Raw genomic sequence first — 23,803 nt, forward strand, 5'->3', positions numbered from 1 at the left:
ACCTACCGCTCCTGGGCCGCCAAGAAGGTAACGGGCGCGTCACTCCGCTCGGAAGAGTCGCATCGAGGTTCCCGGAAGGGCGATCACGTCGCCGGGACGGTGCACCGTCTCGACCGCGGACGGCCGCTCATCGATGCTCGACCACAGGGAGACGTACGCCGTCACGCCCTCGATGACCGGAAGGCGCACATCGATCGGCGACTCCGTGCCGTGCACGATCAGCAGGATGCGGTTGAAGGCCTCCTTGTCCGGTGTGGAGGCGGCGACGTACTGCAGCGTGCGGTTGCGGGGGTCGTTCCACTGCTCCACCTCCATCGTCTCGCCGTCCTGATCGAACCAGTCCATGACCGAGGCGTTCGGGATGTGCTCGCCGAGGCGGGCGTACCGGAGCGGGCGCAGCGCGGGATTCTCGTCGCGCAGGCGCGTCAGCAGGGACGCATGCGCGAAGAGGTCCTTCTGCCAGGGCTCGTGCTCCCAGTTCAGCCAGCTGATCGGGGAGTCCTGGCAGTACGCGTTGTTGTTGCCGCGCTGGGTGCGCCCGAACTCGTCGCCCGCGGTGAGCATCGGCACCCCGGCGGAGAGCATGAGCGTGCCGAGCAGGTTGCGCATCGCCTTGCGGCGTGCGGCGAGGATCCCGGGGTCGTCCGTCGGGCCCTCCGCGCCGTGGTTGAACGAGCGGTTCATGTCCGCCCCGTCGCGGTTGTCCTCGCCGTTGGCCTCGTTGTGCTTCACGTCGTAGGCGACGAGGTCGTGCAGGGTGAAGCCGTCGTGCGCGGTGACGAAGTTGATGCTCGTGAGCGGTCCGCGCTCGTCGACGAACGTGTTCGCGGATCCGGCGAGCCGATTGGCGAAGCCGCCGATGCCGGTCGGCGCCGAGGCGCGACGGGCGTAGTCGATGTCGCTGAGCCAGAAGTTGCGGGCCCGATCCCGGTAGCGGTCGTTCCACTCGCTCCAGCCGGTGGGGAAGTTCCCCGTCTGCCAGCCGCCGAACCCGACGTCCCAGGGCTCCGCGATGATCTTGGCGTCGGCGAGATCCGGATCCGTCCGGATCGCCTGCAGCAGCGGATGCTGCGGAGTGTAGGAGTTCGCGGCATCGCGACCGAGCGCCGTGGCGAGGTCGAAGCGGAAGCCGTCGATCTGCATCTCGGTCGTCCAGTACCGCAGCGAGTCGAGCACGAGGCGCGCGGCAGCCGGGGTGGCGGTGTTCAGCGTGTTGCCGCAGCCGGTCGTGTCGATGTAGCTGCCGTCGTCCTGCTGGCGGTAGTAGAGCGCGTTGTCGATCCCGCGCAGACTGGTCCGCGGGCCGCCGATGCCCTCTTCGTTCGTGTGGTTGTAGACGACGTCGAGGATCACCTCGATGCCCGCCTGGTGCAGGAGCTTGACCATGCCCTTGAACTCTCGCAGCACTGCTTCGGGGCCCGCCTTGCGCGCATCCTCCGTGGCGTAGGCGGCATGCGGGGTGAAGAAGTTCAGGGTGTTGTAGCCCCAGTAGTTCGTGAGACCCCGGTCGAGCAGCCGCGGCTCCGACGCGAACGCCTGCACGGGCAGCAGCTCGACCGCCGTGATCCCGAGCTCGCGGTAGTACTCGATCATCGCGGGGTGGGCGAGGCCGGCGTAGGTGCCGTGGAGCGCCGGCGGGACGCCGGGGTGCCGCTTGGTGAGCCCCTTGACGTGGCCCTCGTAGATGACCGTGCGGTCGAGGGAGGTCTTCGGCTTGACGACGTCGCCCCAGTCGAAGCCGTCGGCGATGACGACCGAGCGCCATTCCTCGTAGCCGTCGCCCTGGGCGAGGCCCCGGGCATAGGGGTCCAGGAGCAGCGTCTCGGGGTTGAAGGTGTTGCCGGGACTGTGCGCGCCGTCGACGCGCAGCGCATAGCGGGTGCCGGGCTGCAGCAGCTCCGTCGTGATCTCCCAGACGCCCCCGGGACGGCGCTCCAGCGCGAGCTGCGCCGTCTCCCAGTCGAGGTCGGTCTCATCGAAGATCACGAGTTCGATCGACGAGGCGTTCTGGGACCAGACGCGCAGCGTCGCGACCCCGTCGTGAAGGCGGACGCCCAGGTCGTCCAGGGACGGGCTGCACAGTGAGCAGCCTTCGCCGTCGGGAAGCGGCGTCTCGTCCTCCATGGCATGCGGACACATGAGGGACAGACTAACGCGGGAGGGGCCCGCTGCGGCGCCACCGCGTGCCGCGATCCGTGCCACCGAGTCCCAGCGGGGCGAGAGATGCGAGAGTGGAGGGGTGCACTACCTGGATCACGCGGCGACCACCGACCTGCGCCCCGAGGCCGCGGACGAGTGGCTGCGGGTGGCCGGGGCGACCGGCAACGCCTCGTCGACGCACGGTGCGGGCCAGCGTGCGCGCCGCATCCTCGAGGAGTCCCGCGAACGCCTCGCCGCCGCGCTCGGGTGCGAGCCGATCGAGGTCGTCCTCACGTCGGGAGGCACCGAGTCGATGAACCTCGCCCTCCAGGGCCTGTGGCGCTCCCGTGCCGAGGGGCGCACCGGGATCCTGCTCCCCGACGGGGAGCACCACGCGACGCTCGACACGGTCGCCGCCCTCGCCGCCGAGGGAGCCGGCGTCGTCGCCGTCGGACTGGACGCCGTCGGACGGATCCCCGTCGACGCCTTCGCCGCGGCGCTCGCCGCCGAGGGCGTCGCCCTGGCCACTGCACTCGTCGCGAACAACGAGGTCGGCACCGTCAACGACGCCGCGGCGCTCGCCGCCTCCGCCGCCGCCGCGAGCGTTCCCCTGCATCTGGACGCGGTCGCCGCGTTCGGTCATCTGCCGCTCTCGTTCGCCGCACTCCGCGGTGAGGCGCCGGCGGGCGCCGGCCTCGTCGCGCTCAGCGTCGCGGGGCACAAGATCGGCGCCCCGGCCGGCACCGGCGCGCTCGTCGTCGCCCGCACCGCGCGCATCGCGCCGCTGCTGCACGGCGGTGGTCAGCAGCGCGGCCTCCGCTCGGGCACCCAGGACGTCGCCGGCGCCGCGGCGTTCGCGCTCGCGGCGGAGCTCGCGGTGGGGGAGCAGGTCGCGGAGGCTGTGCGACTGCGCCGTCTGCGGGACCGCCTCGCCGCGGGGATCCGGGAGCGGGTGCCCTCGGCCGAGCTGCTGGGGGATCAGGATCCCTCCGGCCGGCTTCCGGGCAACGCTCACCTCTTGTTCCCCGGCGCGCCGAGCGAGAGCCTGCTGTTCCTGCTCGATGTCGCGGGGATCTCCGCCTCGGCCGGATCCGCGTGCCAGGCCGGCATCGCCGAGCCCTCGCATGTCGTGCAGGCGCTCGGCCGCACCGAGACCGAGGCGCGCAGCGTCATCCGGTTCACGCTCGGAAGGACCTCGTCCGACGACGACGTCGACGCGGTGCTCGCGGTGATCGCGGACGCGTACGCGCGGGCATCGGGATCCTCGATCCGGGGTCGCTGAGCGGGCGCCGGTCCAGCGCGACCATCCCCTCCGGGGTCGTTGAGCGGGCACCGGCCCAGCGCGACCATCCCCTCCGGGGTCGTTGAGCGAGGACGCCGAAGGCGACCGAGACGAAACGCGGCGACCTCACGAGCGACCGCGATTCGTCCCGCACCGACTCCGTCGGCGCTCGCTCAGCCGGCCCCGGAGTGCCCCGACGTACACTGGATCCATGCGTGTGCTGGCGGCGATGAGCGGGGGAGTGGACTCCGCGGTGGCCGCCGCGCGCGCCGTCGAGGCGGGGCACGACGTGGTGGGCGTGCACCTCGCGCTGTCGCGCGCGGGCGGCACCCTGCGCACCGGCAGCCGTGGCTGCTGCACGATCGAGGACGCGATGGACGCGCGGCGAGCGGCCGACCTCCTCGGCATCCCGTTCTACGTCTGGGACTTCTCCGAGCGGTTCCGCGAGGACGTCATCGAGGACTTCGTCGCGGAGTACCGGGCGGGGCGCACGCCGAACCCCTGTCTGCGCTGCAACGAGAAGATCAAGTTCGCCGCCCTCCTGGAGCGCGCGATCGAACTCGGCTTCGACGCGGTGTGCACCGGGCACTACGCGACGCTCGTCGATGGCGAGGGCGGGCTGGAACTGCACCGCGCCTCGGATGCCGCGAAGGACCAGTCCTACGTGCTCGGCGTTCTGAACGCCGAGCAGCTCGCGCACACGTACTTCCCGCTCGGATCCACGCCGTCCAAGGCGCTCGTGCGGGCGGAAGCCGCCGAGCGCGGGCTGAGCGTCGCGCAGAAGCCGGACAGCCACGACATCTGCTTCATCCCCGACGGCGACACCCGTGGGTGGCTCGCGGAGAAGGTCGGCGCCGAGCAGGGCGAGATCCTCGACCGCAACGGCGAGGTGGTCGGCACGCACGACGGCGCGCACGCGTTCACGGTCGGCCAGCGCCGCGGACTGCGCCTCGGCGTGCCCGCCCCCGACGGCAAGCCCCGGTTCGTGCTCGAGGTCCGTCCGGTCTCGAACACGGTCGTCGTCGGCCCGAAGGAGGCGCTCGCGATCGCCGAGATCTCGGGGGAGCGGCGCTCGTGGGCGGGAGCCGCGCCCGTTGCGGACGAGTTCCTCTGCGAGGTGCAGATCCGCGCCCATGCGGATCCGGTTCCTGCCCGTGCCTTCGTCGCGGAGGACGTCGTCCGGGTCATCCCCGACGAGCCCCTCGACGGCGTGGCGCCCGGTCAGAGCGCGGTGCTCTACGTCGGAACACGGGTGCTCGGCCAGTTCACGATCGATCGCACGGTCTCGGCGGTGCCCGCGGGCGTCTGAACCAGCTGTCGTCGTCGACGACATCGGTTGTCGGCGTCGTCATGTCGCGGTCGGCCGATGCGGGGCTCTGTGATGATGGGTGCACAGTCCGACGGAGGAGCCGCCATGACGAGGACCTACATCCGCGATTTCCACGGGGACGATCTGGACCAGATCGTCCGGCTGTGGGGGCAGGTCACCCGCGAGAACGAGTGGCCCATCTACTCGCTCGCCGAGGTGATCGCCTCCTGCCAGCAGGACCACGCCGTCGTCGCCGTGCAGGGCGAGCTGCTCGTGGGCGCCGCCGTCGGCCGCGGCGCGCACGCCCAGGGATGGATCGTGTTCTTTGGAACGGCGGAGGACGCCGGTTCCGAGGTGAGCTCCTCCCTCCTGCACGCGCTGGAGCGCAAGATGGCGCCCCTCGGCCTCGCGAAGCTCTCCGTGCTCATCCCCGAGGCCGACGGGCTCGGCGCCTTCACGGAGAACGGCTTCCACGTGCACCACTCGGTGCGCTACCTGGAGCGCGCGATGCCCATCCAGCGGCGCGAGATCGACGCGCTGAAAGAGGTCGGCGGACGCATCCTGCCGCCGCACCTGTGGGACCGCGTGGCGGGGATGACGCACGAGAAGACGCTGCTCGAGGAGCGTCTGGTCACGCCGCTGGCGCGCCCGGAGCTCGCCGAGAGGTTCGGGGTGGTGCCGCCGCGGGCGGTCATGCTGTTCGGCCCTCCCGGAACCGGGAAGACCACGTTCGCGCGGGCCGTCGCCTCACGGCTGGACTGGCCCTTCGTCGAGCTCTTCCCCTCTCGGCTGGCCGACGGCGGCTCGGGCCTCGCCGGCGGGCTGCGCGCCTCGTTCGAGACGATCGACGAACTCGAGCACGCCGTCGTGTTCATCGACGAGGTGGAGGAGATCGCCTCCCGCCGCGGCGGCACTCCGCCGTCGCCCACCCAGGGGGTGACCAACGAGCTGCTCAAGCTCGTCGCCGACTTCCGCGACCGGGAGGGGCGGATCCTGATCTGCGCGACGAACTTCGTACGGGCTCTCGACGCCGCGTTCCTCCGGCACGGGCGCTTCGACTACGTGATCCCGATCGGGCTCCCCGACGCCGATGCCCGTCGCGCGATCTGGGCGCGGTACATCCCGGTCGAATCCGCCGGGGACGTGGACCTGGACCGGCTCGTCTCGGCGAGCGACGGGCTGACCCCCGCCGACATCGAGTACGCCGCCCGCCGTGCATCGCAGGAGGCTCTGGCACGAGCGCTGCGCGAGGGGACCGCGGGCTCCTCCCTCGGCACCGACGACTACGCGCGAGCCCTCGGCAGCACCCGGGCGACCGTCTCGGCCGACGAGATCGCCGAGTTCCGCGCCGACATCGAGACGATCGCGCGGCTCTGAGAGGGCGGCGCCCCTCGGATGTCGGCGCCCGCTCGTAGACTTCAGGGGTGCCGGAGAACATCTCGCTGCAAGCCGCCCGCGTCGAGGCCGAGGAGCTGACGACCCGCATCCTGGAGGCGAAGGACGCGTACTACGGGCGCGACACCTCGCTCGTCGACGATGCCACCTATGACGGCTGGATGCACCGGCTCGAAGAGCTCGAGCGCGTGCACCCCGAGCTTCAGGGCCAGGACTCGCCGACACAGATGGTGGGAGCCGCCGAGGCCACGGGGCTGCAGACCATCGAGCACGCCGAGCGCATGCTCAGCCTCGACAACGTGTTCTCGCTCGAAGAGCTGCGGGAGTGGGCCGCGAAGACGCGCGCCGCGGCGGGTCGTGAGGTGGCCTGGCTCACCGAACTCAAGATCGACGGCCTCGCGATCAACCTGCGCTACGAGAACGGCGTGCTCACGTCGGCGGCGACCCGCGGCGACGGGCGCGTCGGAGAGATCGTCACCGAGAACGCGCTGCGCGTCGCCGGGATCCCCGAGCGCCTGAGCGGAACGGGGCACCCTCCGATCGTCGAGGTGCGCGGGGAGGTGTTCATCCCGGTCGCCGCCTTCGAGCGTCTGAACGCCGCGCAGGCCGCGTTCCGAGACCGGGCCTACGCCGAGGCGCTGGAGCGGTGGGAGGCGCGCACCGGCGCCAAGAAGCCGTTCGACGAGGAGAAGGCGCGCACGGCCGCCGCCCGGCGCTTCCCGTCCTTCGCGAACCCGCGCAACGCGGCCAGCGGCGGCCTCCGTCAGCAGCTGGACAAGAAGGACGGCATGGAGCTCGAGGCAGGGCTGCTCCGCGTCGACTCCCTCGCCCTGTATGTGCACGGCATCGGAGCATGGCAGGATCCGCCCGTCGCGGCGCAGAGCCAGGTGTACGAGCTGCTGGACGAATGGGGCCTGCCCACGAGCCCGCACACGAAGGTCTGCGCCACGATCGACGAGGTCGCCGACTTCGTCGCGTACTTCGGCGAGCACCGGCACGACATCGAGCACGAGCTGGACGGCATCGTCGTGAAGGTCGACGAGCTCGACCTGCACGACGAGCTCGGCGCCACCAGCCGTGCGCCGCGCTGGGCCATCGCCTACAAGTACCCGCCGGAGGAGGTGCAGACCACGCTCCTCGACATCGTCGTCTCGGTCGGACGCACCGGGCGCGCCACGCCGTTCGCCGTCATGGCTCCGGCGCACGTCGCCGGCAGCGTGGTGCGTCAGGCGACGCTGCACAACAAGGACGTGGTGAAGGCCAAGGGCGTGCTCATCGGCGACACGGTCGTGCTCCGCAAGGCCGGCGACGTGATCCCGGAGGTGCTCGGGCCCGTCGTCGAACGTCGTGACGGCACCGAGCGGGAGTTCGTGATGCCCGAGCGCTGCCCGGAGTGCGGCTCGATCCTCGCCCCTGCCAAGGAGGGGGACATCGATCTGCGCTGCCCGAACACGCGCTCCTGCCCCGCGCAGGTGCGCGGCCGTGTCGAGCACATCGGATCCCGTGGCGCGCTCGACGTCGAGGCGCTCGGCGAGGTCACCGCGGCCGCGCTTACCCAGCCGAGCCACCCCGCCGTGCCGCCGCTGGAGACCGAGGCGGGGCTGTTCACGCTCACGCTCGAGCAGCTCGTGCCGATCGAGGTGCTCGTCCGCGACGCCGAGACGGGCCTTCCGAAGGAGGACGAGGACGGGATCGTCAAGACCCGCGCGCCGTTCCGCCGCAACGCGACCGCGGCCGAGAAGAAGAACGGGATCACCGTCCCCCAGCCGTCGTCGCAGGCCGTCAAGCTCCTGGCGGAGCTGGAGAAGGCGAAGACCAAGGAGCTGTGGCGTCTTCTCGTCTCGCTCAACATCCGGCACGTCGGGCCGGTCGCGGCCCGCGCGCTCGCGCAGTTCTTCGGATCCTTGGATGCGATCCGCGCCGCCTCCGTCGAGGAGCTCGCGGCGGTGGAGGGCGTGGGCGGCATCATCGCCGAGTCCCTGTCGGACTGGTTCGAAGTGGACTGGCACCAGGAGATCGTGCAGCGCTGGGCCGACGCGGGGGTGCAGTGGGCCACACCGGGTCATCCCGGTCCGGGGGCCGCCGTCGTCGAGGGGGGCGTGCTCGACGGGCTCACGGTCGTCGCGACCGGCTCGCTCGACGGTTACACGCGAGACGGAGCGCAGGAGGCGATCATCAAGGCGGGCGGCAAGGCGGCATCCAGCGTCTCGAAGAAGACCGACTTCGTCGCGGCCGGGCCTGGGGCGGGGTCGAAGCTCGCGAAGGCGGAGGAACTGGGTGTCCGGATCCTCGACGCGGCACAGTTCCATATCCTCGTGACGGAGGGGCCGGACGCGCTCGACGCCTGAGGCGCGAACTGGGGAGGAGTCGGCATGACGGGTGGAATCGACCTGCTCCCGACCGTGATCGGGGTGCTCGTCCTCGCCGCCGTCGCGACGGCGGCTCTGCTGCTCTTCCGCGTGCCCGGACGGTGGACGCCGGCGCTCGCGGTCATCCGGGGCGCGGTGCAGCTCGCGGTGATCAGCGTGATCCTGACGGGGATCGTCTCACAACCTGCGTGGATCGGCGTCGCCCTGCTGGTGATGTTCGGCATCGCGACGGGCGTCGCCGTGCGTCGCACGGGCGGCGCCCGCAGTGTGCTCGTGATGGCGACGTCGATCGGCGCGGGCGCGGTGGTGTCGATCGGCACCGTCTTCGCGACGGGCGCCCTGCAGCCGACACCGCGCTATCTCCTCGCGATCGGGGCGATCCTCATCGGCAACTCCATGAGCATCGCCACGCTCGCCGGGCGCCGGTTCACCGCCTCGGTCGTCGACCGCTGGGAGGAGGTCGAGGGGTGGCTGGCGCTCGGCGCAACACCGCGGCGCTCCACACTCGAACTCGCTCGAAGGGCCGTCCGGGAGTCCCTCATCCCGTCGATCGATCAGACCAAGACAACGGGTCTCGTCGTGCTGCCGGGTGCCTTCGTCGGCGCGATCTTCGGCGGCCTGTCACCGCTCGACGCGGGGCGCTTCCAGATCGTGGTGCTCGCGGCGATCATGGCAGCCGGATCCGTCACCGCCGTGCTCATCGCCACTTGGCTCGGCCCGGTGCGCACCAAGCCGGTCATCGCGGCTTAAGAGCACGAGATCGTGCCGAATGCACGGGATCGTGCCGAGTGCACGGGTCCTTCGCGTCAACGTGCCGTGTCATCGGCAGCTCGTCGTGCACTCGGCACCGCGCCCGGGGGAACCGCGCATCGAGGTCCGTGCGCTCGGAAACTCGCCGTGCGCCCGGCGAGAACGCCGGGCGCACGGGAATGCTCAGTCCTTATGACGCGGCTTGCGCGGGGGCCGCTCGTCGGTGCGCCGGTCATCGCGCGGGCGGTCGTCGCGACGCGGGCGGTCACCGTAGCCGCGATCCCCGGATCCGCCCTCGTACGAGCGACGCGGACGGTCGCCGTAGCCGCGGTCACCGCCGCGGTCGTCCCGGCGGGGTCCACGGTTCGGGCGACCGGAGTCGCGCTGGATCTCGATGAGGCGGCCCGAGATCCGGGTGTCGCGCAGGCGATCCAGCACCGATGCGTCGAGGTTCGCCGGCAGCTCCACGATGGAGAAGTCGGGACGGATCGTGATCGCGCCGAAGTCGTCGCGACCGAGCCCGCCCTCGTTCGCCAGCGCGCCGACGATCTGCCGGGGCTCGACGCGGTGGCGGCGGCCCACCTCGATCCGATACGGCGTGTAGTCGCCGCGGCTGCGCCGCTCGGGCCGGGCACCGCGGTCGTCGCGATCACGCGCGTCGCGACCTCCCGAGCGCTCGGGGCGGTCCGTCCGAGGCGGGCGGTTGTCGGCGGCCACGGCGGCGGACAGCGCGTCGTTCTCGGGGTCGAGCAGCAACGGCGTCTCGCCCTGCGCGACGACCGCGAGCGCCGCGGCGACGTCGGCCTCGGGCACGTCGTGGTGGCGCACGTAGTGGGCGATGATGTCGCGGAAGCCTTCGATCCGCCCCGTCTCCTCCAGCGCCGCGGTGATCGCATCGTCGAAGCGCGCGAGGCGGGTGCTGTTCACGTCCTCGGTCGTCGGGAGCTGCATCTGGGTGGGCTGCTGCCGCGTGGCGCGCTCGATGTGCTTGAGCAGGTAGCGTTCGCGCGGCGTGATGAAGCTGATCGCGTCACCGCTGCGCCCCGCGCGACCGGTGCGGCCGATGCGGTGCACGTACGACTCGGTGTCGGTGGGGATGTCGAAGTTCACGACGTGGCTGATCCGCTCGACGTCGAGCCCGCGCGCCGCGACGTCGGTCGCCACGAGGATGTCGAGCTTGCCGTCCTTGAGCTGGCCGACGGTGCGCTCGCGCATCGGCTGCGGGATGTCGCCGTTGATCGCCGCGGCGGAGTAGCCACGGGCGCGGAGCTTCTCGGCCAGCGTCTCTGTCTCGTTCTTGGTGCGGACGAACACGATCATGCCCTCGAAGTTCTCCACCTCGAGGATCCGGGTGAGCGCGTCGACCTTCTGCGCATACGAGACGACGAGGTAGCGCTGCGTGATGTTCGCGTTGGTGGTCGTCTTGCCCTTGACCGAGATCTCCTCGGGGTCGTGCAGGTACTGCTGGGCGAGCCGGCGGATCGTCGCGGGCATGGTCGCGGAGAACAGCGCGACCTGCTTGTCCTCGGGAGTCTGCGCGAGGATCTGCTCCACGTCCTCTGCGAAGCCCATCTTGAGCATCTCGTCGGCTTCGTCGAGCACCAGGTTCTTGAGCTCGGACAGGTCGAGCGTGCCCTTGGCGAGGTGGTCCATGATGCGGCCCGGGGTGCCCACGACGATGTGCACGCCGCGACGGAGCGCCGACAGCTGCACGCCGTAGCCCTGTCCGCCGTAGACGGGCAGGAGGTGAACGCCCGGAAGCTGGGCGGCGTAGGCCTCGAACGCCTCCGCGACCTGCAGGGCGAGTTCGCGGGTGGGGGCGAGCACGAGCGCCTGCGGGTTGCGCTGCTGCAGATCGAGGTTCTCCAGGATCGGCAGGGCGAAGGCCGCGGTCTTCCCCGTCCCCGTCTGCGCGGTGCCGAGCACGTCGCGGCCCCCGAGCAGCAGCGGGATCGTCTCGCGCTGGATCGCCGAAGGCGTCTCGTAGCCGAGCGCCTTGATCGCGGCGAGAACGGGGCCGGTGATGCCGAGCTCTTCGAAGCCGGGGCCCGCCGGCGCTTCCGCTTCGGTCGTTCCGTCGCCCTCCGCAGCGGGGTCGATGGGGGTCTCGGTCGGCGTCGCGTCGTCTCGGGTCACAACTCAGGGTACCGTCCCGGCCCTGGGAGATCGCAGCCGGTGCCGCACAGGGCTCGATCCGTGGCCGGGACCGGGCCTTTCGCGGGATCGGAGACAACAGGACCGGTCAGTTCCCCGTGGTCAGCGCGACCAGACGCTCCTTGACCTGGCGGCGCAGCACCTTGCCGATCAGCGAGGTCGGCAGCTCGTCGACGACGAAGATGCGGCGGGGAACCTTGTAGGGCGTGAGGATCCCGCGGGCGAACTCGCGGATCGCCTCGACGTCGACGTCCGTGCCCGGATCCACCACGATCGCGGCCACGACCTCCTCGCCGGAGTGCTCGCTGGGAAGTCCCACGACCGCGGCGTCGATGACGTCCGGGTGCTGGCGCAGCGCGCCCTCGACCTCGGTGGGGGCGACGTTGAAGCCGCCGGTGATGATGAGCTCCTTGATGCGGTCGACGATGCGCACGAACCCGCCCTCGTCGATCGTGACGATGTCGCCGGTGCGGAACCAGCCGTCCGCGAACACCGCCTCCGTCTCCTCGGGCTTGCCGTAATAGCCGGAGAACACCTGCGGTCCGCGGACGACGAGCTCGCCGGGCTGCCCCGGCTCCACGTCCTTCGTCGGCTCGTCCGGATCCACGACACGGCATTCGGTCCCGGGAAGCGGCAGCCCCACGGTTCCCGGGACGCGGTTGTCCGCGACCGGGTTCGCCATGAGCACGGGGGAGCACTCGCTCAGGCCGTACCCCTCGACGAGGTACCCTCCGGTCGCCTGCTCGAACGGGACGACGAGCTCGTGCGGCAGGGCCATCGCGCCCGAGATCGCGACCTCGATGCCGGCGAGCGAGACGCCCTTCGCGGTCGCGGCCTTGAGCAGGCGGTCCGCGATCGGCGGCACGAGCGGCAGGAACGTCGCCGGGTGCTTCTTGACGACGTCGAGGACGAGATCCGGGTCGAACTTGGGGAACAGCACGAGGCGCGCCCCCATCGACATCGCGAAGGTGAGGCAGAGCGTGAGCCCGTAGGCGTGGAACATCGGCAGCACGGCGTAGACGACGCAGCCGTTGCCGCGCGTGATCGACGGGACCCACGCCTGCGCCTGTGCGGCGTTGGCGAGCAGGTTGCGGTGCGTCAGCGAGGCGCCCTTCGGGGTGCCCGTGGTGCCGGACGTGTACTGGATGATCGCGAGGTCGTCGGTCGCCGGCCGCGGGTGCGACGCCGGGAGCGGGGAGTATCCGACGACGGACTCCCAGGTGACCGTGCCGCGCACCCGCGTGGTGAGCGCCTCCCGGGATTCACGCGCCTTCGCGACCGGGAGGCGCAGGGCGAACCGCGTGAGCGCGGGCATCGCGCGGGTGACGTCGACCGAGATCAGGTTCGTGACGGCGAGATCCGAAGGGAACTCCTGCACGGACGCGACGACCTTGTTCCAGACGATCGCGTGCTTCGCGCCGTGGTCCTCGAACTGCTTGCGCAGCTCGCGCGGCGTGTAGAGCGGGTTGTGCTCCACGGCGACGGCGCCCAGGCGCAGCACGGCGTAGAACGCGACGATGTGCTGCGGGCAGTTCGGCAGCACGATCGCCACCGGATCCCCGGCCTTCACGCCGAGCGCCTTGAGCCCTGCGGCCGCACGGTCGATCGCGGCCTGCAGGTCGCGGTAGGACGTCGTCCGCCCGAAGAACTGCAGGGCGGGGGCGTCCGGGTAGTCGCGGGCCGACGCCTCGACGATGTCGACGAGGGATCCGGAGACCTCGGCGAGATCCTCCGGCACCCCCTCGGCGTAGCTGGCGGTCCAGGGGCGCGGGGGAACGAACGTCGTCACCTGCTCAGCCTATGCCGCCGGGCGGCGAACATGCTCCGGGCGGCGCCACCCCCTCCGCACCGCCCGGAGCACCTCACCGGCGCTGTTGCTCGCTGCCGGAGAGCTTCTGGGCCAGGGCGATCGGGACGATCGAGACCACGACCAGCACGACGGCGATCACGGACACGATCGGCGCCTGGTTGGGGCGGGCGACGTTGTCGATGATGAACATCGGGAGCGTCCGCACCCCGGAACCGGCGGTGAACGTCGTCACCACGATCTCGTCGAAGGACAGCGCGAACGCGAGCAGTCCGCCGGTGAGCAGCGCCGAGCGCAGCTGCGGGAAGGTGACGAGCCGGAACGTCGTCCAGATGCCGGCTCCGAGGTCTGCCGAGGCCTCCTCGAAGGAGGTGCCCATGCGTCGCAGTCGGGCGACAGCGTTGTTGAAGACGGTGACGATGCAGAACGTCGTGTGCGCGATGATCACCGTCCAGATCGACAGCGGAACCCCGAGGATCGTGCGGAACAGGTTGTTCAGCGCGATGCCGGTGATGATGCCGGGCAGCGCGATCGGGAGGATCACGAGCAGGTTCACGGTGTTGCGGCCGAAGAACGAGAACCGCTGCAGCGCGAAGGAGAGCATCGTGCCGAGGATGAGCGCGAGGGCCGATGAGATCAGTGCGACGAGGGCGCTCGTGCCGACGGCCTCGAGGGCGCCGTCGCTGCGGAACGCCCGCCCCCACCACTCCAGGGTGAATCCGGGAGGTGGCCAGGTGAGCGACGACGACGTGGAGAACGAGTTGACGAGCACGACCAGGAGCGGCACGTACACGACCGCGAGGATCACGGTCGTGACGACGCCGAGCGTGACCCTGGTTCCGAGGGAGATGCGCACGATGACTCCTACAGGTTGTCCAGGGCGCCGGTGCGGCGCACGAGGAAGAGGTAGCCGAAGATGATGACGATGGGGATGAGGGCGATCGCGCTCGCGAGCGGCAGGTTGTTCGCCGCGCCGATGTCCTGGTAGACGAGCGTGCCGAGCATCTGCGCTCCGCCGCCGACGATGCCGATCGTGATGTAGTCGCCGAGAGACAGCGAGAAGCTGAAGATCGTGCCGGCGATGATCGCGGGCAGGGCCATCGGCCACACGACCAGCCGCAGCGTGGCCCAGCTGCGTCCGCCCAGGTCGCCCGAGGCTTCGAGCAGCGAGCTCGGCACCCGCTCGAGACCCGCGTAGATGGGCAGGATGACGTACGGCAGCCACAGGTAGGACAGCGTGATGATGGTCGCCGTGATGCCGTAGCCGGGGGTGCTCCCGCCGAAGGGACGCAGCAGCCAGTCCAGGATCCCGTCGCTGGAGAGCACCGACCGCCAGGCGAAGGCCTTGACGAGGTACGAGGCCCAGAGCGGGGTCAGCACGAGCACGACGAGCGCGCGCTGCAGGGCAGGGGAGGCCACCATCGCCATGAAGTAGGCGATGGGCAGGGCGAGGGCCACGTCGATGAGGGTCACGGCGAGAGCGATCCCCACGGTGCGCAGCGTGATGCCCTGGTAGAACGCATCCGTCACGACGGTCACCACGTTGTCGAAGGTGAACTCGGTGCGGATCTGGCCGGTGTAGGTGTCGGTGGTCCAGAACGCCGTCACGAGCAGCAGGGCCAGGGCGACGACGTAGACCGCCCCGAGCCAGAACAAAGGGGCCGACAGGAGCAGGGCGAGACGGGCGCGCGGGTGCGCGGAGAGGTAGACGGATCCGCGTCGCGCCGCGGAGCGGCGGGGCGACGGGATCGACGAGCGCGGCGGCGTCTTCGCCGGTGCGATGGTGGTCATGACGGGCCTTTCGGGTCCCGGTCCCGGTCGCCCGGAGCATGAGCCCCGGGCGACCGGATCCGATCAGTTCCGGATCTGCTGCCAGGCCGTGGTCCAGCCCGCGTAGTCGATGCACTTCACGTCGGTGCGGCCGTCGAGGCACTTCGCGATCGGGGTGGTCCAGTACCAGATCTTCTTCGCGTAGTCGGCGTCGCCCGCGTGGTACGAGGCGCAGTCGTCGCGGTAGTCGCACGCCTTCTCGCTGGAAGGCGCTTCGCCGAAGAACGCGGTGGCCTGGGCGTTCGCCTTCGGGCTGGAGATGTAGTCGAGCCACGCGTACGCGCAGTTCGGGTTCTTCGCCTTCGACGAGATCATCCAGGTGTCGCTCCAGCCGGTGGCTCCCTCGCTCGGAAGCACGACGGCGGTCTTGGCGCCTTCGCCCTCGAGCGTGTTCTGGATCACCTGCCAGGTGGTGCCGGCCACGCTGTCGCCCGACTGGAACGACTGCACCTCCTTGAGGTAGTCGCCCCAGTACTCGCTGATGTTGGGACGCTGCTCCTTGAGCAGGTCGACGGCGGCGTCGAACTGCTTCTGGTCCAGCGCGTAGGGGTTGGTGATCTTCAGCTCCGGCTTGTGCGCCATGAGGTAGACGGCGGCGTCGGCGATGTAGATGGGGGAGTCGTAAGCCGTGATCTTGCCCTTGTGCTCGGACGCCTTGTCGAAGACGACGTCCCAGGAGGTGGGCGCGGTCGGGAACGTCTCGGTGTTGTACATGAGCAGATTCGCGCCGTAGCCGTGCGGGACGCCGTAGTGCTTTCCGTCGACCGTGTTCCAGGCGCGGTCCTTGAGGAACGGGAAGATGCCGTCGTAGTTCTTCAGCAGCTTGGTGTTGACCTCGACCACGTCGCCCGAGGCGATGAGGCGCAGCGACGCGTCGCCCGACGCGGAGACCACGTCGTAGTCGCCGGTCTTCATGAGGTTCAGCGCCTCGTCCGAGGTCCCGAAGGTCTTCGCCTCGACCTTGCAGCCGGTCGCCTTCGTGAAGTCGGAGACCCAGTCGACGTTCGGATCGTTCGATCCGTCCTCCACATAACCGGGCCAGGCGAGGATCTTGACCGCGCCCTCGGTCTTGCCGAGCTTCTCGATCGGGCCCGACGCGGCGCCGCCGCCACCGGATCCTGCGGTGCCGCAGCCCGTGAGTGCGGCGATCACCGCCGTGGCGAGGCCGACGGCCGCGAAGGCCGTGAGGGTGTTCTTTCGCATGGAGTACTCCTTTGTTTCTCTTGCGTTCGGTGGTGCGAGGGTTCAGTGCGTGTCGACTGTGCGGATGGTGCGGGAGGGGGTGTCGTTCTGCTCGGCGATGGGTGCGTCGCCCAGGGCGACGACGTCCGCGTCCCGCCAGGACACGAACACCCGATCGCCATGGCTCCCGTGCGCGCGACCACCGGCGTTCTGCTGTAGCACCGCGACCCGCGGCCCCTGGTCCAGATCCACGACCAGCCGCACCCCGGAACCGAGATAGATCGCCTCCGCGACCACCCCCGCCGCCGACCGCGACCCCGCCTCCGTCGACGGGCCGGCACCGACGAGCATCTTCTCCGGACGCAGGGAATGATGCCCCGCCCGGCCGAGGACGACCTCGCTGGTCACGTCATCGAACAGGTTCGAGGTCCCCACGAAATCCGCGACGAACCGGGACACCGGCCTCTCGTACAACTCGAACGGGGTACCCAACTGCTCGATCCGTCCCGCGCTGAACACCGCGATCCGATCCGACAGCGTCAGCGCCTCCTCCTGATCGTGGGTCACGAAGATGAACGTGATCCCCAGATCACGCTGGATCTGCTTCAACTCGACCTGCATCTGCTCCCGCAGCTTCAGATCCAACGCCCCCAGAGGCTCATCCAGCAGCAGCACCTTCGGCTCCACGACCGTCGCACGCGCCAGCGCGACCCGCTGCCGCTGCCCCCCGGAGAGCTGGCTGGGCCTGCGATCGGCGACATGCTCCAGACGCACACTCGCCAGCGCCCTCCGCGCACGCTCCCGCCGTTCCTTCGCACGGACACCACGCACCCGCAACCCGTACGCCACGTTGTCCAGCACGCTCATATGCGGGAACAACGCGTAATCCTGGAACACCGTGTTCACATCCCGATCGAACGGCGCCCTCGTCGTCACATCCTCCCCGAACAACTCCACCGTGCCGGCCGTGGGCTGCTCGAACCCCGCGATCAACCGCAGCACGGTCGTCTTCCCCGACCCCGAAGGACCCAGCATCGAGAAGAACTCCCCCTCCGCGATCTCCAGATCCACACCATCCACAGCAGTCACAGACCCGAACGCACGCGTGAGTCCGGTCAATCTGATCGCGACGGGCTTGTCGGCCATCACATCTCCTTCGATGCGAGGACTAATCCTCTGTTAGTAGATGTTTGGAATCATATGGGAACAGAGGATTTTGTCAACCGGCGTGTTACCTTCGTCTCACAGCCCCGAGAGGAGAGCGGCGTGGCACAGGTGTCGGCAGGCGTGGATCCCGCGCGATCGGCCGTCTTCGCGCCCCTGTCCGACGTCGGCCGCGCGGAGATCGTGGAGCGCCGGCTGCAGGACGCGATCACCTCGGGAGTCCTGCACGACGGCGAGAGACTGCCCAGCGAATCGCAGCTGGGACGCCGGCTCGGCGTCGCCGTCGTCACCGCCCGGGAGGCGCTCGAAGCCCTGCGCGACGCCGGCCTCATCGAGACGCGGCGCGGCCGCGACGGCGGCAGCTTCGTCACCTTCGATCCCGACACCGCCCGCCGGTTCACCGACGAGCGCATCAGGGCGGTCAGCCGGGTCGAGCTGCGGGACGCGTCCACGCACTACGCGGCGATCGCCGGCATGGCCGCCGAACTCGCGGCCGATCGTGCCGGGGAGGACGATGTCCTGGGCCTGCGCGAGCTCGAGGAGCAGGAGGACCTCTCCACGGCGGGCGGGGCACGACGCGCCGTTGCGCGGTTCCAGCTCGAGATCGCGGCTCTCAGCCAGTCGCCGCGTCTCGTGCGCGAAGAGCTGCGCCTGCAGGCGGAGATCGGATCGCTGATCTGGCTGGGGCTGCGCGAGGACGACAACCGCAGGCGCAGCCGTGCCGCACGGCAGGCGCAGGTCGATGCGATCGGCGCCGCCGACACCGCGGGCGCGCGAGCGATCGCCGTCCGCCGCATCACGGGCGGTGTCGAGTGGCTGCTCGATGAGAAGTCCCGGCTGGAGACGGCCGCGGAGGCCGTCGCCTCCGCCCGGGCGTGAGATCGAACACACAGAAGGAGCGCGAGATGACCGGCACTGTCGCCGAGCATGACGCACGCATCGCCGAGCGCATCGAGGGCACGTTCGCGCCCCTCTTCGCCCTCGTCGAGGACTGGCGCACCGCGGTGCGGGACCAGTTCGGCGCCTTTTCCGCGCAGGGGGCCGCGCCGACCGCCGCCGTCCTGGACCCCGTCATGGAGGCGCTGGCGAGACCCGCCCTGGAGGCGCCGGGCGGGCTCGTCACCGGATCCGGTTTCGTCGCGACGCCGGGCGTCTTCGCCGACGCGCCCTGGCATCTGGCCTGGTGGCTGCGTGAGATCCACGGCCTGGACCGCGGCGACCGCGGCGGCGTACGCCGGCTGGAGGCCGTGAACGATCCCGAGTCGGACCAGTTCCGCGACTATCGGCAGCTCGAGTGGTGGAAGGTGCCGGAGCGCACGGGGGAGCGTCACGTCACCGGTCCCTACGTCGACTACCTGTGCACCGACGACTACACCGTGACCGTGACGACTCCGGTCGCGCACGAGGGACGGATGGTCGGTGTGGTCGGCATCGACGTGCACGTGTCGAGACTGGAACGCGTGGTCCTGCCGATCCTGCGCGAGGCGGAGGGCACCGGCACGATCGTGAACGCCGCGGGGCGCGTGGTCGCCTCGAGCGACTCGCATCGCGTGACGGGCTCGCTGCTGCGCGGGGAGGACGTGCAGGGCGCCCTCGCCGCTCTGCGCGAGGGCGCCGTGTCCGCGGCCGGCACCGAGGGCACGCGCGTCTCCCGCTGCGGCGACACCGCGCTGGTCCTCGTCCTGCAGACCTGAGGCACGCCGGGCGGGGGAGCGACAGCCCGCTGGCTAGACTGTCCTGGTGTCTGAAATCACCCCCGATCTCGTACGCCATCTCGGCGTGCTCGCGCGCATCCAGCTCTCCGACGACGAGGTGACGCAGCTGACCGGTCAGCTGGACGCCATCGTCGACAACATCGCGAAGGTCTCGGAGGTGGCGACCCCTGACGTCGCCGCGACGAGCCACCCGATCGCGATGCACAACGTCTTCCGCGAGGACGTCGTGGGTCAGACCCTCACCACCGCGCAGGCGCTGCAGAACGCGCCGGACGCCGATGGCGACCGCTTCCGCGTGACCGCGATCCTGGGAGAAGAGCAGTGAGCGAGATCATCCGCTGGACCGCCGCGGAGCTCGGCGCCAAGCTCGCCGCCGGAGAGGTGTCGAGCGTCGAGGCCACCCAGGCGCACCTGGACCGCATCGTCGCCGTCGACGGCGACGTGCACGCCTTCCTGCACGTCAACGAGCACGCGCTCGACGCGGCGGCCGAGATCGACCGCCGCCGCGCCGCGGGCGAGCAGCTCGGCGAACTGGCGGGCGTGCCGCTCGCCATCAAGGACGTGCTCGTCACGACCGACCAGCCGTCCACGAGCGGCTCCCGCATCCTCGAGGGCTACCGCTCGCCGTTCGACGCCACCGTCGTCGCACGGTCGCGCGCCGCGGGTCTCGTCGGCATCGGCAAGACCAACATGGACGAGTTCGCGATGGGATCCTCCACCGAGCACTCCGCGTACGGGCCCACGCACAACCCCTGGGACCTGGACCGGATCCCCGGCGGCTCCGGCGGCGGCTCGGCTGCGGCGGTCGCGGCCTTCGAGGCGCCGCTGGCCCTCGGCTCCGACACGGGCGGATCCATCCGTCAGCCCGCGCACGTGACCGGCACGGTCGGGATCAAGCCGACCTACGGCGGCGTCAGTCGCTACGGCGCCATCGCGCTCGCGTCGAGCCTCGACCAGGTCGGCCCCGTGAGCCGTACCGTCCTCGATGCCGGGCTCCTGCACGACGTCATCGGCGGTCACGACCCGAAGGACTCGACGTCCCTTCCGGAGGCCTGGCCGTCGTTCGCCGCGGCGGCGCGCGAGGGCGCGACCGGGCAGGTCCTCCAGGGGCTCAGGGTCGGCGTCATCAAGGAGCTGCCCGACTCCGGCTTCCAGTCGGGAGTCGCGAGCTCGTTCCACGCCGCTCTGAAGCTGATGGAGGCGCAGGGCGCGGAGATCGTCGAGATCTCGGCACCGCATTTCGAGTACGGCGTCGCCGCCTACTACCTCATCCTGCCCGCCGAGGCGTCGAGCAACCTCGCGAAGTTCGACTCGGTGCGCTTCGGCCTGCGCGTCACGCCCGACGGCGGCGGCACGGTCGAGGACGTCATGTCGCTCACCCGTGAGGTCGGCTTCGGTCCCGAGGTGAAGCGCCGCATCATCCTCGGCACCTACGCGCTGTCCGCCGGCTACTACGACGCCTACTACGGCAGCGCGCAGAAGGTCCGCACGCTCATCCAGCAGGACTTCGACGCCGCGTTCGCGCAGGTGGACGTCATCGCCACGCCGTCCGCGCCGACCACGGCGTTCAAGCTCGGCGAGAAGATCGGCGACCCGCTGCAGATGTACCTGAACGACCTCACGACGATCCCGGCGAACCTCGCCGGCGTGCCCGGGATCTCGATCCCGTCGGGCCTGGCCGAGGAGGACGGACTGCCCGTGGGCATCCAGTTCCTCGCCCCCGCCCGGGAGGACGCCCGCCTGTACCGGGTCGGCGCCGCACTCGAGACGCTGCTCGTCGACGCGTGGGGCGGGCCGCTGCTCGACCGCGCTCCGATCCTGGGAGGAAACCGCTGATGGCCGCCGTGAAGCTCATGGACTTCGACAAGGCGCTCGAGCTGTTCGAGCCCGTGCTCGGCTTCGAGGTCCACGTCGAGCTCAACACCGAGACCAAGATGTTCTCCGACGCCCCGAACCCGGCGAACGAGCGCAATCACGACGCGGAGCCGAACACCCTCATCGCGCCCGTGGACCTGGGGCTTCCCGGATCCCTCCCGGTCGTCAACGAGAAGGCCGTGCGCTCGTCGATCAGCCTGGGCCTCGCGCTCGGCTGCTCGATCGCGGAGTCCTGCCGGTTCGCGCGGAAGAACTACTTCTACCCCGACCTCGGCAAGAACTACCAGATCTCGCAGTACGACGAGCCGATCGCCTTCGAGGGGTCCGTCGAGGTCCAGCTCGAGGACGGCACACTCGTGACGATCCCGATCGAGCGCGCGCACATGGAGGAGGACGCCGGCAAGCTGACCCATATGGGCGGCGCGACCGGTCGCATCCAGGGCGCGGAGTACTCGCTCGTCGACTACAACCGCGCCGGCGTGCCGCTCGTCGAGATCGTCACCAAGCCGATCTTCGGCGCCGAGCACCGCGCCCCCGAGATCGCGAAGGCGTACGTCGCCGCGATCCGCGACATCGTGCGGGGGCTCGGGATCTCCGAGGCGCGCCTGGAGCGCGGCAACCTGCGCTGCGACGCGAACGTCTCGCTGCGCCCCCGCGGCCAGGAGAAGCTCGGCACCCGCACCGAGACGAAGAACGTGAACTCGATGCGCTCCGTCGAGCGCGCGGTGCGGTACGAGATCCAGCGGCAGGCGGCGATCCTCGCCGACGGCGGCTCGATCACGCAGGAGACCCGGCACTGGCACGAGGACACCGGCACCACGTCGCCGGGCCGGCCCAAGTCGGACGCCGACGACTACCGCTACTTCCCGGAGCCGGATCTGCTCCCGGTGCAGCCCCCGCGCGAGCTGGTCGAGGAGCTGCGGGCCGCGCTGCCCGAGCAGCCGGTCGCCCGCCGCCGTCGGCTGAAGGCGGACTGGGGCTTCGGCGACATCGAGTTCCAGGGCGTCGTGAACGCCGGGCTGCTCGACGAGGTCGAGGCGACCATCGCCGCCGGCACGACGGCGGACGCCGCGCGGAAGTGGTGGACGGGGGAGATCAGCCGCATCGCGAACGAGCGCGAGGTCGACGCCGCGTCTCTCATCGCCCCGGCATCGGTCGCCGCGCTGCAGCAGCTCGTCGACGCCGGCACCCTCACGGACAAGCTCGCCCGTCAGGTGCTCGAGGGCGTCATCGCCGGAGAAGGCACCCCGCAGCAGGTCGTCGACGCCCGAGGGCTCGCGGTCGTCTCCGACGACGGCGCGCTCATCGCCGCGATCGACGAGGCACTGGCCGCCCAGCCCGACGTCCTGGCCAAGATCAAGGACGGCAAGGTGCAGGCGGCCGGCGCCGTGATCGGCGCCGTGATGAAGGCGATGAAGGGGCAGGCGGACGCCGCGCGCGTCCGCGAGCTCATCCTGGAGCGCGCCGCGCAGTGAGTCAGAGGCCGCCGGCGCGATGTCTGCGGCCTCGGACAGAATGGTGTCATGGGCAGAGGAGATGGATCCGGACGGACCGTCTCGGCTCCCGGCGCGGACGATACCGGCACGGGCATCCTGCACGTCGACATGGACGCGTTCTATGCGGCGGTCGAGGTCCTGCATGATCCGAGCCTGCGCGGGCTTCCGCTGATCATCGGGTCGCCGGACGGGCGTTCCGTGGTGTCCAGCGCCTCGTACGAGGCACGGCGATACGGCGTCCGCTCGGCGATGCCGGTGTCGCAGGCGATCCGGCTGTGCCCTGCTGCGCGGATCGTGCCGCCCGACTTCACGAAGTACCGCGACGTCTCGCAGCAGGTCATGGCGATCTTCGAGCAGGTCACGCCGCTGGTCGAACCGCTCTCCATCGACGAGGCGTTCCTCGATGTCCGCGGCGTGCGGCGGCTCTGGGGCAGCCCGGGAGTCATCGGCGCGATGATCCGGAATCGGGTGCAGGCCGAGGTCGGGATCACCTGCAGCGTCGGAGTCGCGGCCACCAAGCACGTCGCCAAGATGGCCTCGACCCTGGCGAAGCCGGACGGTCTGCTCGTCGTCGCGGAGGCCGAGACGCTCGAGTTCCTCGCCGCCAAGCCCGTGCGGGCCATGTGGGGAGTGGGACCGAAGACAGCCGAGACGCTGGAGTCGCGGGGCATCCGCTTCATCCGCGACATCGTCGCGACGCCGATGCCCGCGCTCGAGCGCGCGGTCGGCCCCGCGCTGGCGCAGCGCCTGCACGACCTCGCCCGCGGGCAGGATCCGCGGGGGATCGAGACCAGCCGAGTGGAGAAGAGCGTCGGTCACGAGGAGACGTTCGACATCGACGTCACCGATCGGGAGGCGCTGCGCTCGGAACTGCTGCGGCTCGCCGACCGCGTCGCGGCCCGTCTGCGCCGGGCCGGCTGGGAGGCGGGCACCGTCGCCGTCAAGATCCGCTTCTCCGACTTCACCACGGTCAACCGCTCGCAGACGCTGCCCGAGGCGACGTCGGTGGGGCAGCGCATCGGCGAGGTCGCGCGCACCCTGTTCGACGCGATCGAGCGCCGCGATCCGGTGCGGCTGGTCGGGGTGCGGGCCGAGCGGCTCTCCGGAGCCGGCGGGGCGCTCGGCCTCTGGGACGACGACGCCGAGTGGCGACGCGTCGAGGATGCGCTGGACAGCGCGCAGGCGCGCTTCGGATCCGGCTCGGTCACGCGCGCCCGGCATCTGGGCGCCCGGCCCGGCCGCGGCTCTGCGCCGCATCCCCGCGCGCACGGTCTCGACTGACCCGGGGGAGATCCACCGGGCACGGTGGTCGGGGCCGCCGAGGTGGGCTAGCGTG

The 23,803-nt window shown here is 70.7% G+C and carries 18 protein-coding genes; 11 read left to right on the forward strand and 7 right to left on the reverse strand.

What is annotated here, in order from left to right:
- Nucleotides 1-39: 39 nt before the first annotated feature.
- Nucleotides 40-2,124 (reverse strand): glycogen debranching protein GlgX, encoded by a 2,085-nt coding sequence (gene glgX, locus WFJ17_RS07050; protein ID WP_336648183.1) that lies wholly within the window; start codon nucleotides 2,122-2,124, stop codon nucleotides 40-42.
- A 115-nt stretch (nucleotides 2,125-2,239) separates the two neighbouring features.
- On the opposite strand from glgX, the gene WFJ17_RS07055 reads away from it, so the two are divergent.
- From WFJ17_RS07055 to WFJ17_RS07075, 5 genes are all read left to right on the forward strand, one after another.
- Nucleotides 2,240-3,421 (forward strand): cysteine desulfurase family protein, encoded by a 1,182-nt coding sequence (locus tag WFJ17_RS07055; RefSeq protein ID WP_336648039.1) that lies wholly within the window; start codon nucleotides 2,240-2,242, stop codon nucleotides 3,419-3,421.
- Nucleotides 3,422-3,632: 211 nt separating this feature from the next.
- A complete protein-coding gene (gene mnmA / locus WFJ17_RS07060) occupies nucleotides 3,633-4,730 on the forward strand; it encodes a tRNA 2-thiouridine(34) synthase MnmA (protein ID WP_336648040.1) in 1,098 nt (365 codons plus the stop codon).
- Between the two features lie 105 nt (nucleotides 4,731-4,835).
- Entirely contained in the window at nucleotides 4,836-6,107 is a 1,272-nt protein-coding gene (locus tag WFJ17_RS07065) for an ATP-binding protein (protein ID WP_251448461.1), read from the forward strand.
- Between the two features lie 47 nt (nucleotides 6,108-6,154).
- Nucleotides 6,155-8,473, forward strand: a complete 2,319-nt coding sequence (ligA, locus tag WFJ17_RS07070; protein WP_251448463.1) for an NAD-dependent DNA ligase LigA — start codon at nucleotides 6,155-6,157, stop codon at nucleotides 8,471-8,473.
- Between the two features lie 24 nt (nucleotides 8,474-8,497).
- On the forward strand, nucleotides 8,498-9,244 hold the full coding sequence (locus WFJ17_RS07075) for an ABC transporter permease (protein WP_336648041.1): 747 nt from the start codon (nucleotides 8,498-8,500) through the stop codon (nucleotides 9,242-9,244).
- 183 nt (nucleotides 9,245-9,427) lie between these two features.
- On the opposite strand, the gene WFJ17_RS07080 is transcribed toward WFJ17_RS07075, so the two are convergent.
- The 6 genes from WFJ17_RS07080 to WFJ17_RS07105 form a co-directional block, all read right to left on the reverse strand.
- A complete protein-coding gene (locus tag WFJ17_RS07080) occupies nucleotides 9,428-11,344 on the reverse strand; it encodes a DEAD/DEAH box helicase (RefSeq protein WP_251448488.1) in 1,917 nt (638 codons plus the stop codon).
- 142 nt (nucleotides 11,345-11,486) lie between these two features.
- Entirely contained in the window at nucleotides 11,487-13,187 is a 1,701-nt protein-coding gene (locus WFJ17_RS07085) for a long-chain-fatty-acid--CoA ligase (protein ID WP_336648042.1), read from the reverse strand.
- A gap of 73 nt (nucleotides 13,188-13,260) precedes the next feature.
- Nucleotides 13,261-14,061 (reverse strand): ABC transporter permease, encoded by an 801-nt coding sequence (locus tag WFJ17_RS07090; protein ID WP_251448469.1) that lies wholly within the window; start codon nucleotides 14,059-14,061, stop codon nucleotides 13,261-13,263.
- Nucleotides 14,062-14,069: 8 nt separating this feature from the next.
- Nucleotides 14,070-14,996, reverse strand: a complete 927-nt coding sequence (locus WFJ17_RS07095; RefSeq protein ID WP_251448471.1) for an ABC transporter permease — start codon at nucleotides 14,994-14,996, stop codon at nucleotides 14,070-14,072.
- 63 nt (nucleotides 14,997-15,059) lie between these two features.
- A complete protein-coding gene (locus WFJ17_RS07100) occupies nucleotides 15,060-16,238 on the reverse strand; it encodes an ABC transporter substrate-binding protein (RefSeq protein WP_251448473.1) in 1,179 nt (392 codons plus the stop codon).
- Nucleotides 16,239-16,280: 42 nt separating this feature from the next.
- Nucleotides 16,281-17,363, reverse strand: a complete 1,083-nt coding sequence (locus WFJ17_RS07105; RefSeq protein WP_292880492.1) for an ABC transporter ATP-binding protein — start codon at nucleotides 17,361-17,363, stop codon at nucleotides 16,281-16,283.
- A 120-nt stretch (nucleotides 17,364-17,483) separates the two neighbouring features.
- Between WFJ17_RS07105 and WFJ17_RS07110 the strand changes: the two genes are divergently transcribed.
- From WFJ17_RS07110 to dinB, 6 genes are read left to right on the forward strand one after another with little or no spacing between them, the layout of a single operon-like run.
- On the forward strand, nucleotides 17,484-18,260 hold the full coding sequence (locus WFJ17_RS07110) for a FadR/GntR family transcriptional regulator (RefSeq protein ID WP_251439402.1): 777 nt from the start codon (nucleotides 17,484-17,486) through the stop codon (nucleotides 18,258-18,260).
- A 26-nt stretch (nucleotides 18,261-18,286) separates the two neighbouring features.
- Nucleotides 18,287-19,075 (forward strand): PDC sensor domain-containing protein, encoded by a 789-nt coding sequence (locus tag WFJ17_RS07115; RefSeq protein WP_336648043.1) that lies wholly within the window; start codon nucleotides 18,287-18,289, stop codon nucleotides 19,073-19,075.
- Nucleotides 19,076-19,121: 46 nt separating this feature from the next.
- The gene (gene gatC, locus WFJ17_RS07120; RefSeq protein WP_251439404.1) at nucleotides 19,122-19,421 is read left to right on the forward strand and encodes an Asp-tRNA(Asn)/Glu-tRNA(Gln) amidotransferase subunit GatC; all 300 of its coding nucleotides are present in this window, start codon (nucleotides 19,122-19,124) and stop codon (nucleotides 19,419-19,421) included.
- The gene (gene gatA, locus WFJ17_RS07125) at nucleotides 19,418-20,932 is read left to right on the forward strand and encodes an Asp-tRNA(Asn)/Glu-tRNA(Gln) amidotransferase subunit GatA (RefSeq protein WP_336648044.1); all 1,515 of its coding nucleotides are present in this window, start codon (nucleotides 19,418-19,420) and stop codon (nucleotides 20,930-20,932) included. Before gatC ends, gatA begins: the two co-directional genes overlap by 4 nt.
- A complete protein-coding gene (gene gatB / locus WFJ17_RS07130) occupies nucleotides 20,932-22,446 on the forward strand; it encodes an Asp-tRNA(Asn)/Glu-tRNA(Gln) amidotransferase subunit GatB (protein WP_295035140.1) in 1,515 nt (504 codons plus the stop codon). The genes gatA and gatB overlap by 1 nt, the downstream gene beginning before the upstream one ends.
- A 48-nt stretch (nucleotides 22,447-22,494) precedes the next feature.
- Complete coding sequence (gene dinB / locus WFJ17_RS07135; RefSeq protein WP_251439414.1) at nucleotides 22,495-23,748, forward strand: DNA polymerase IV; 1,254 nt, start codon at nucleotides 22,495-22,497, stop codon at nucleotides 23,746-23,748.
- The last annotated feature ends 55 nt before the right edge of the window (nucleotides 23,749-23,803 follow it).

Origin of the sequence: Microbacterium sp. MMO-10, from assembly GCF_037148715.1 — a bacterium.
In the GTDB taxonomy this organism is placed as follows: domain Bacteria; phylum Actinomycetota; class Actinomycetes; order Actinomycetales; family Microbacteriaceae; genus Microbacterium.

Bases quoted from the DNA above. Each gene is read 5' to 3' on its own strand.
- WFJ17_RS07075 (WP_336648041.1), top strand. From the start codon at position 8,498: ATGACGGGTGGAATCGACCTGCTCCCGACCGTGATCGGGGTGCTCGTC.
- gatB (WP_295035140.1), top strand. From the start codon at position 20,932: ATGGCCGCCGTGAAGCTCATGGACTTCGACAAGGCGCTCGAGCTGTTC.
- glgX (WP_336648183.1), bottom strand. From the start codon at position 2,124: ATGGAGGACGAGACGCCGCTTCCCGACGGCGAAGGCTGCTCACTGTGC.
- WFJ17_RS07115 (WP_336648043.1), top strand. From the start codon at position 18,287: ATGACCGGCACTGTCGCCGAGCATGACGCACGCATCGCCGAGCGCATC.
- dinB (WP_251439414.1), top strand. From the start codon at position 22,495: ATGGGCAGAGGAGATGGATCCGGACGGACCGTCTCGGCTCCCGGCGCG.
- WFJ17_RS07100 (WP_251448473.1), bottom strand. From the start codon at position 16,238: ATGCGAAAGAACACCCTCACGGCCTTCGCGGCCGTCGGCCTCGCCACG.
- WFJ17_RS07065 (WP_251448461.1), top strand. From the start codon at position 4,836: ATGACGAGGACCTACATCCGCGATTTCCACGGGGACGATCTGGACCAG.
- WFJ17_RS07095 (WP_251448471.1), bottom strand. From the start codon at position 14,996: ATGACCACCATCGCACCGGCGAAGACGCCGCCGCGCTCGTCGATCCCG.
- mnmA (WP_336648040.1), top strand. From the start codon at position 3,633: ATGCGTGTGCTGGCGGCGATGAGCGGGGGAGTGGACTCCGCGGTGGCC.
- WFJ17_RS07105 (WP_292880492.1), bottom strand. From the start codon at position 17,363: ATGGCCGACAAGCCCGTCGCGATCAGATTGACCGGACTCACGCGTGCG.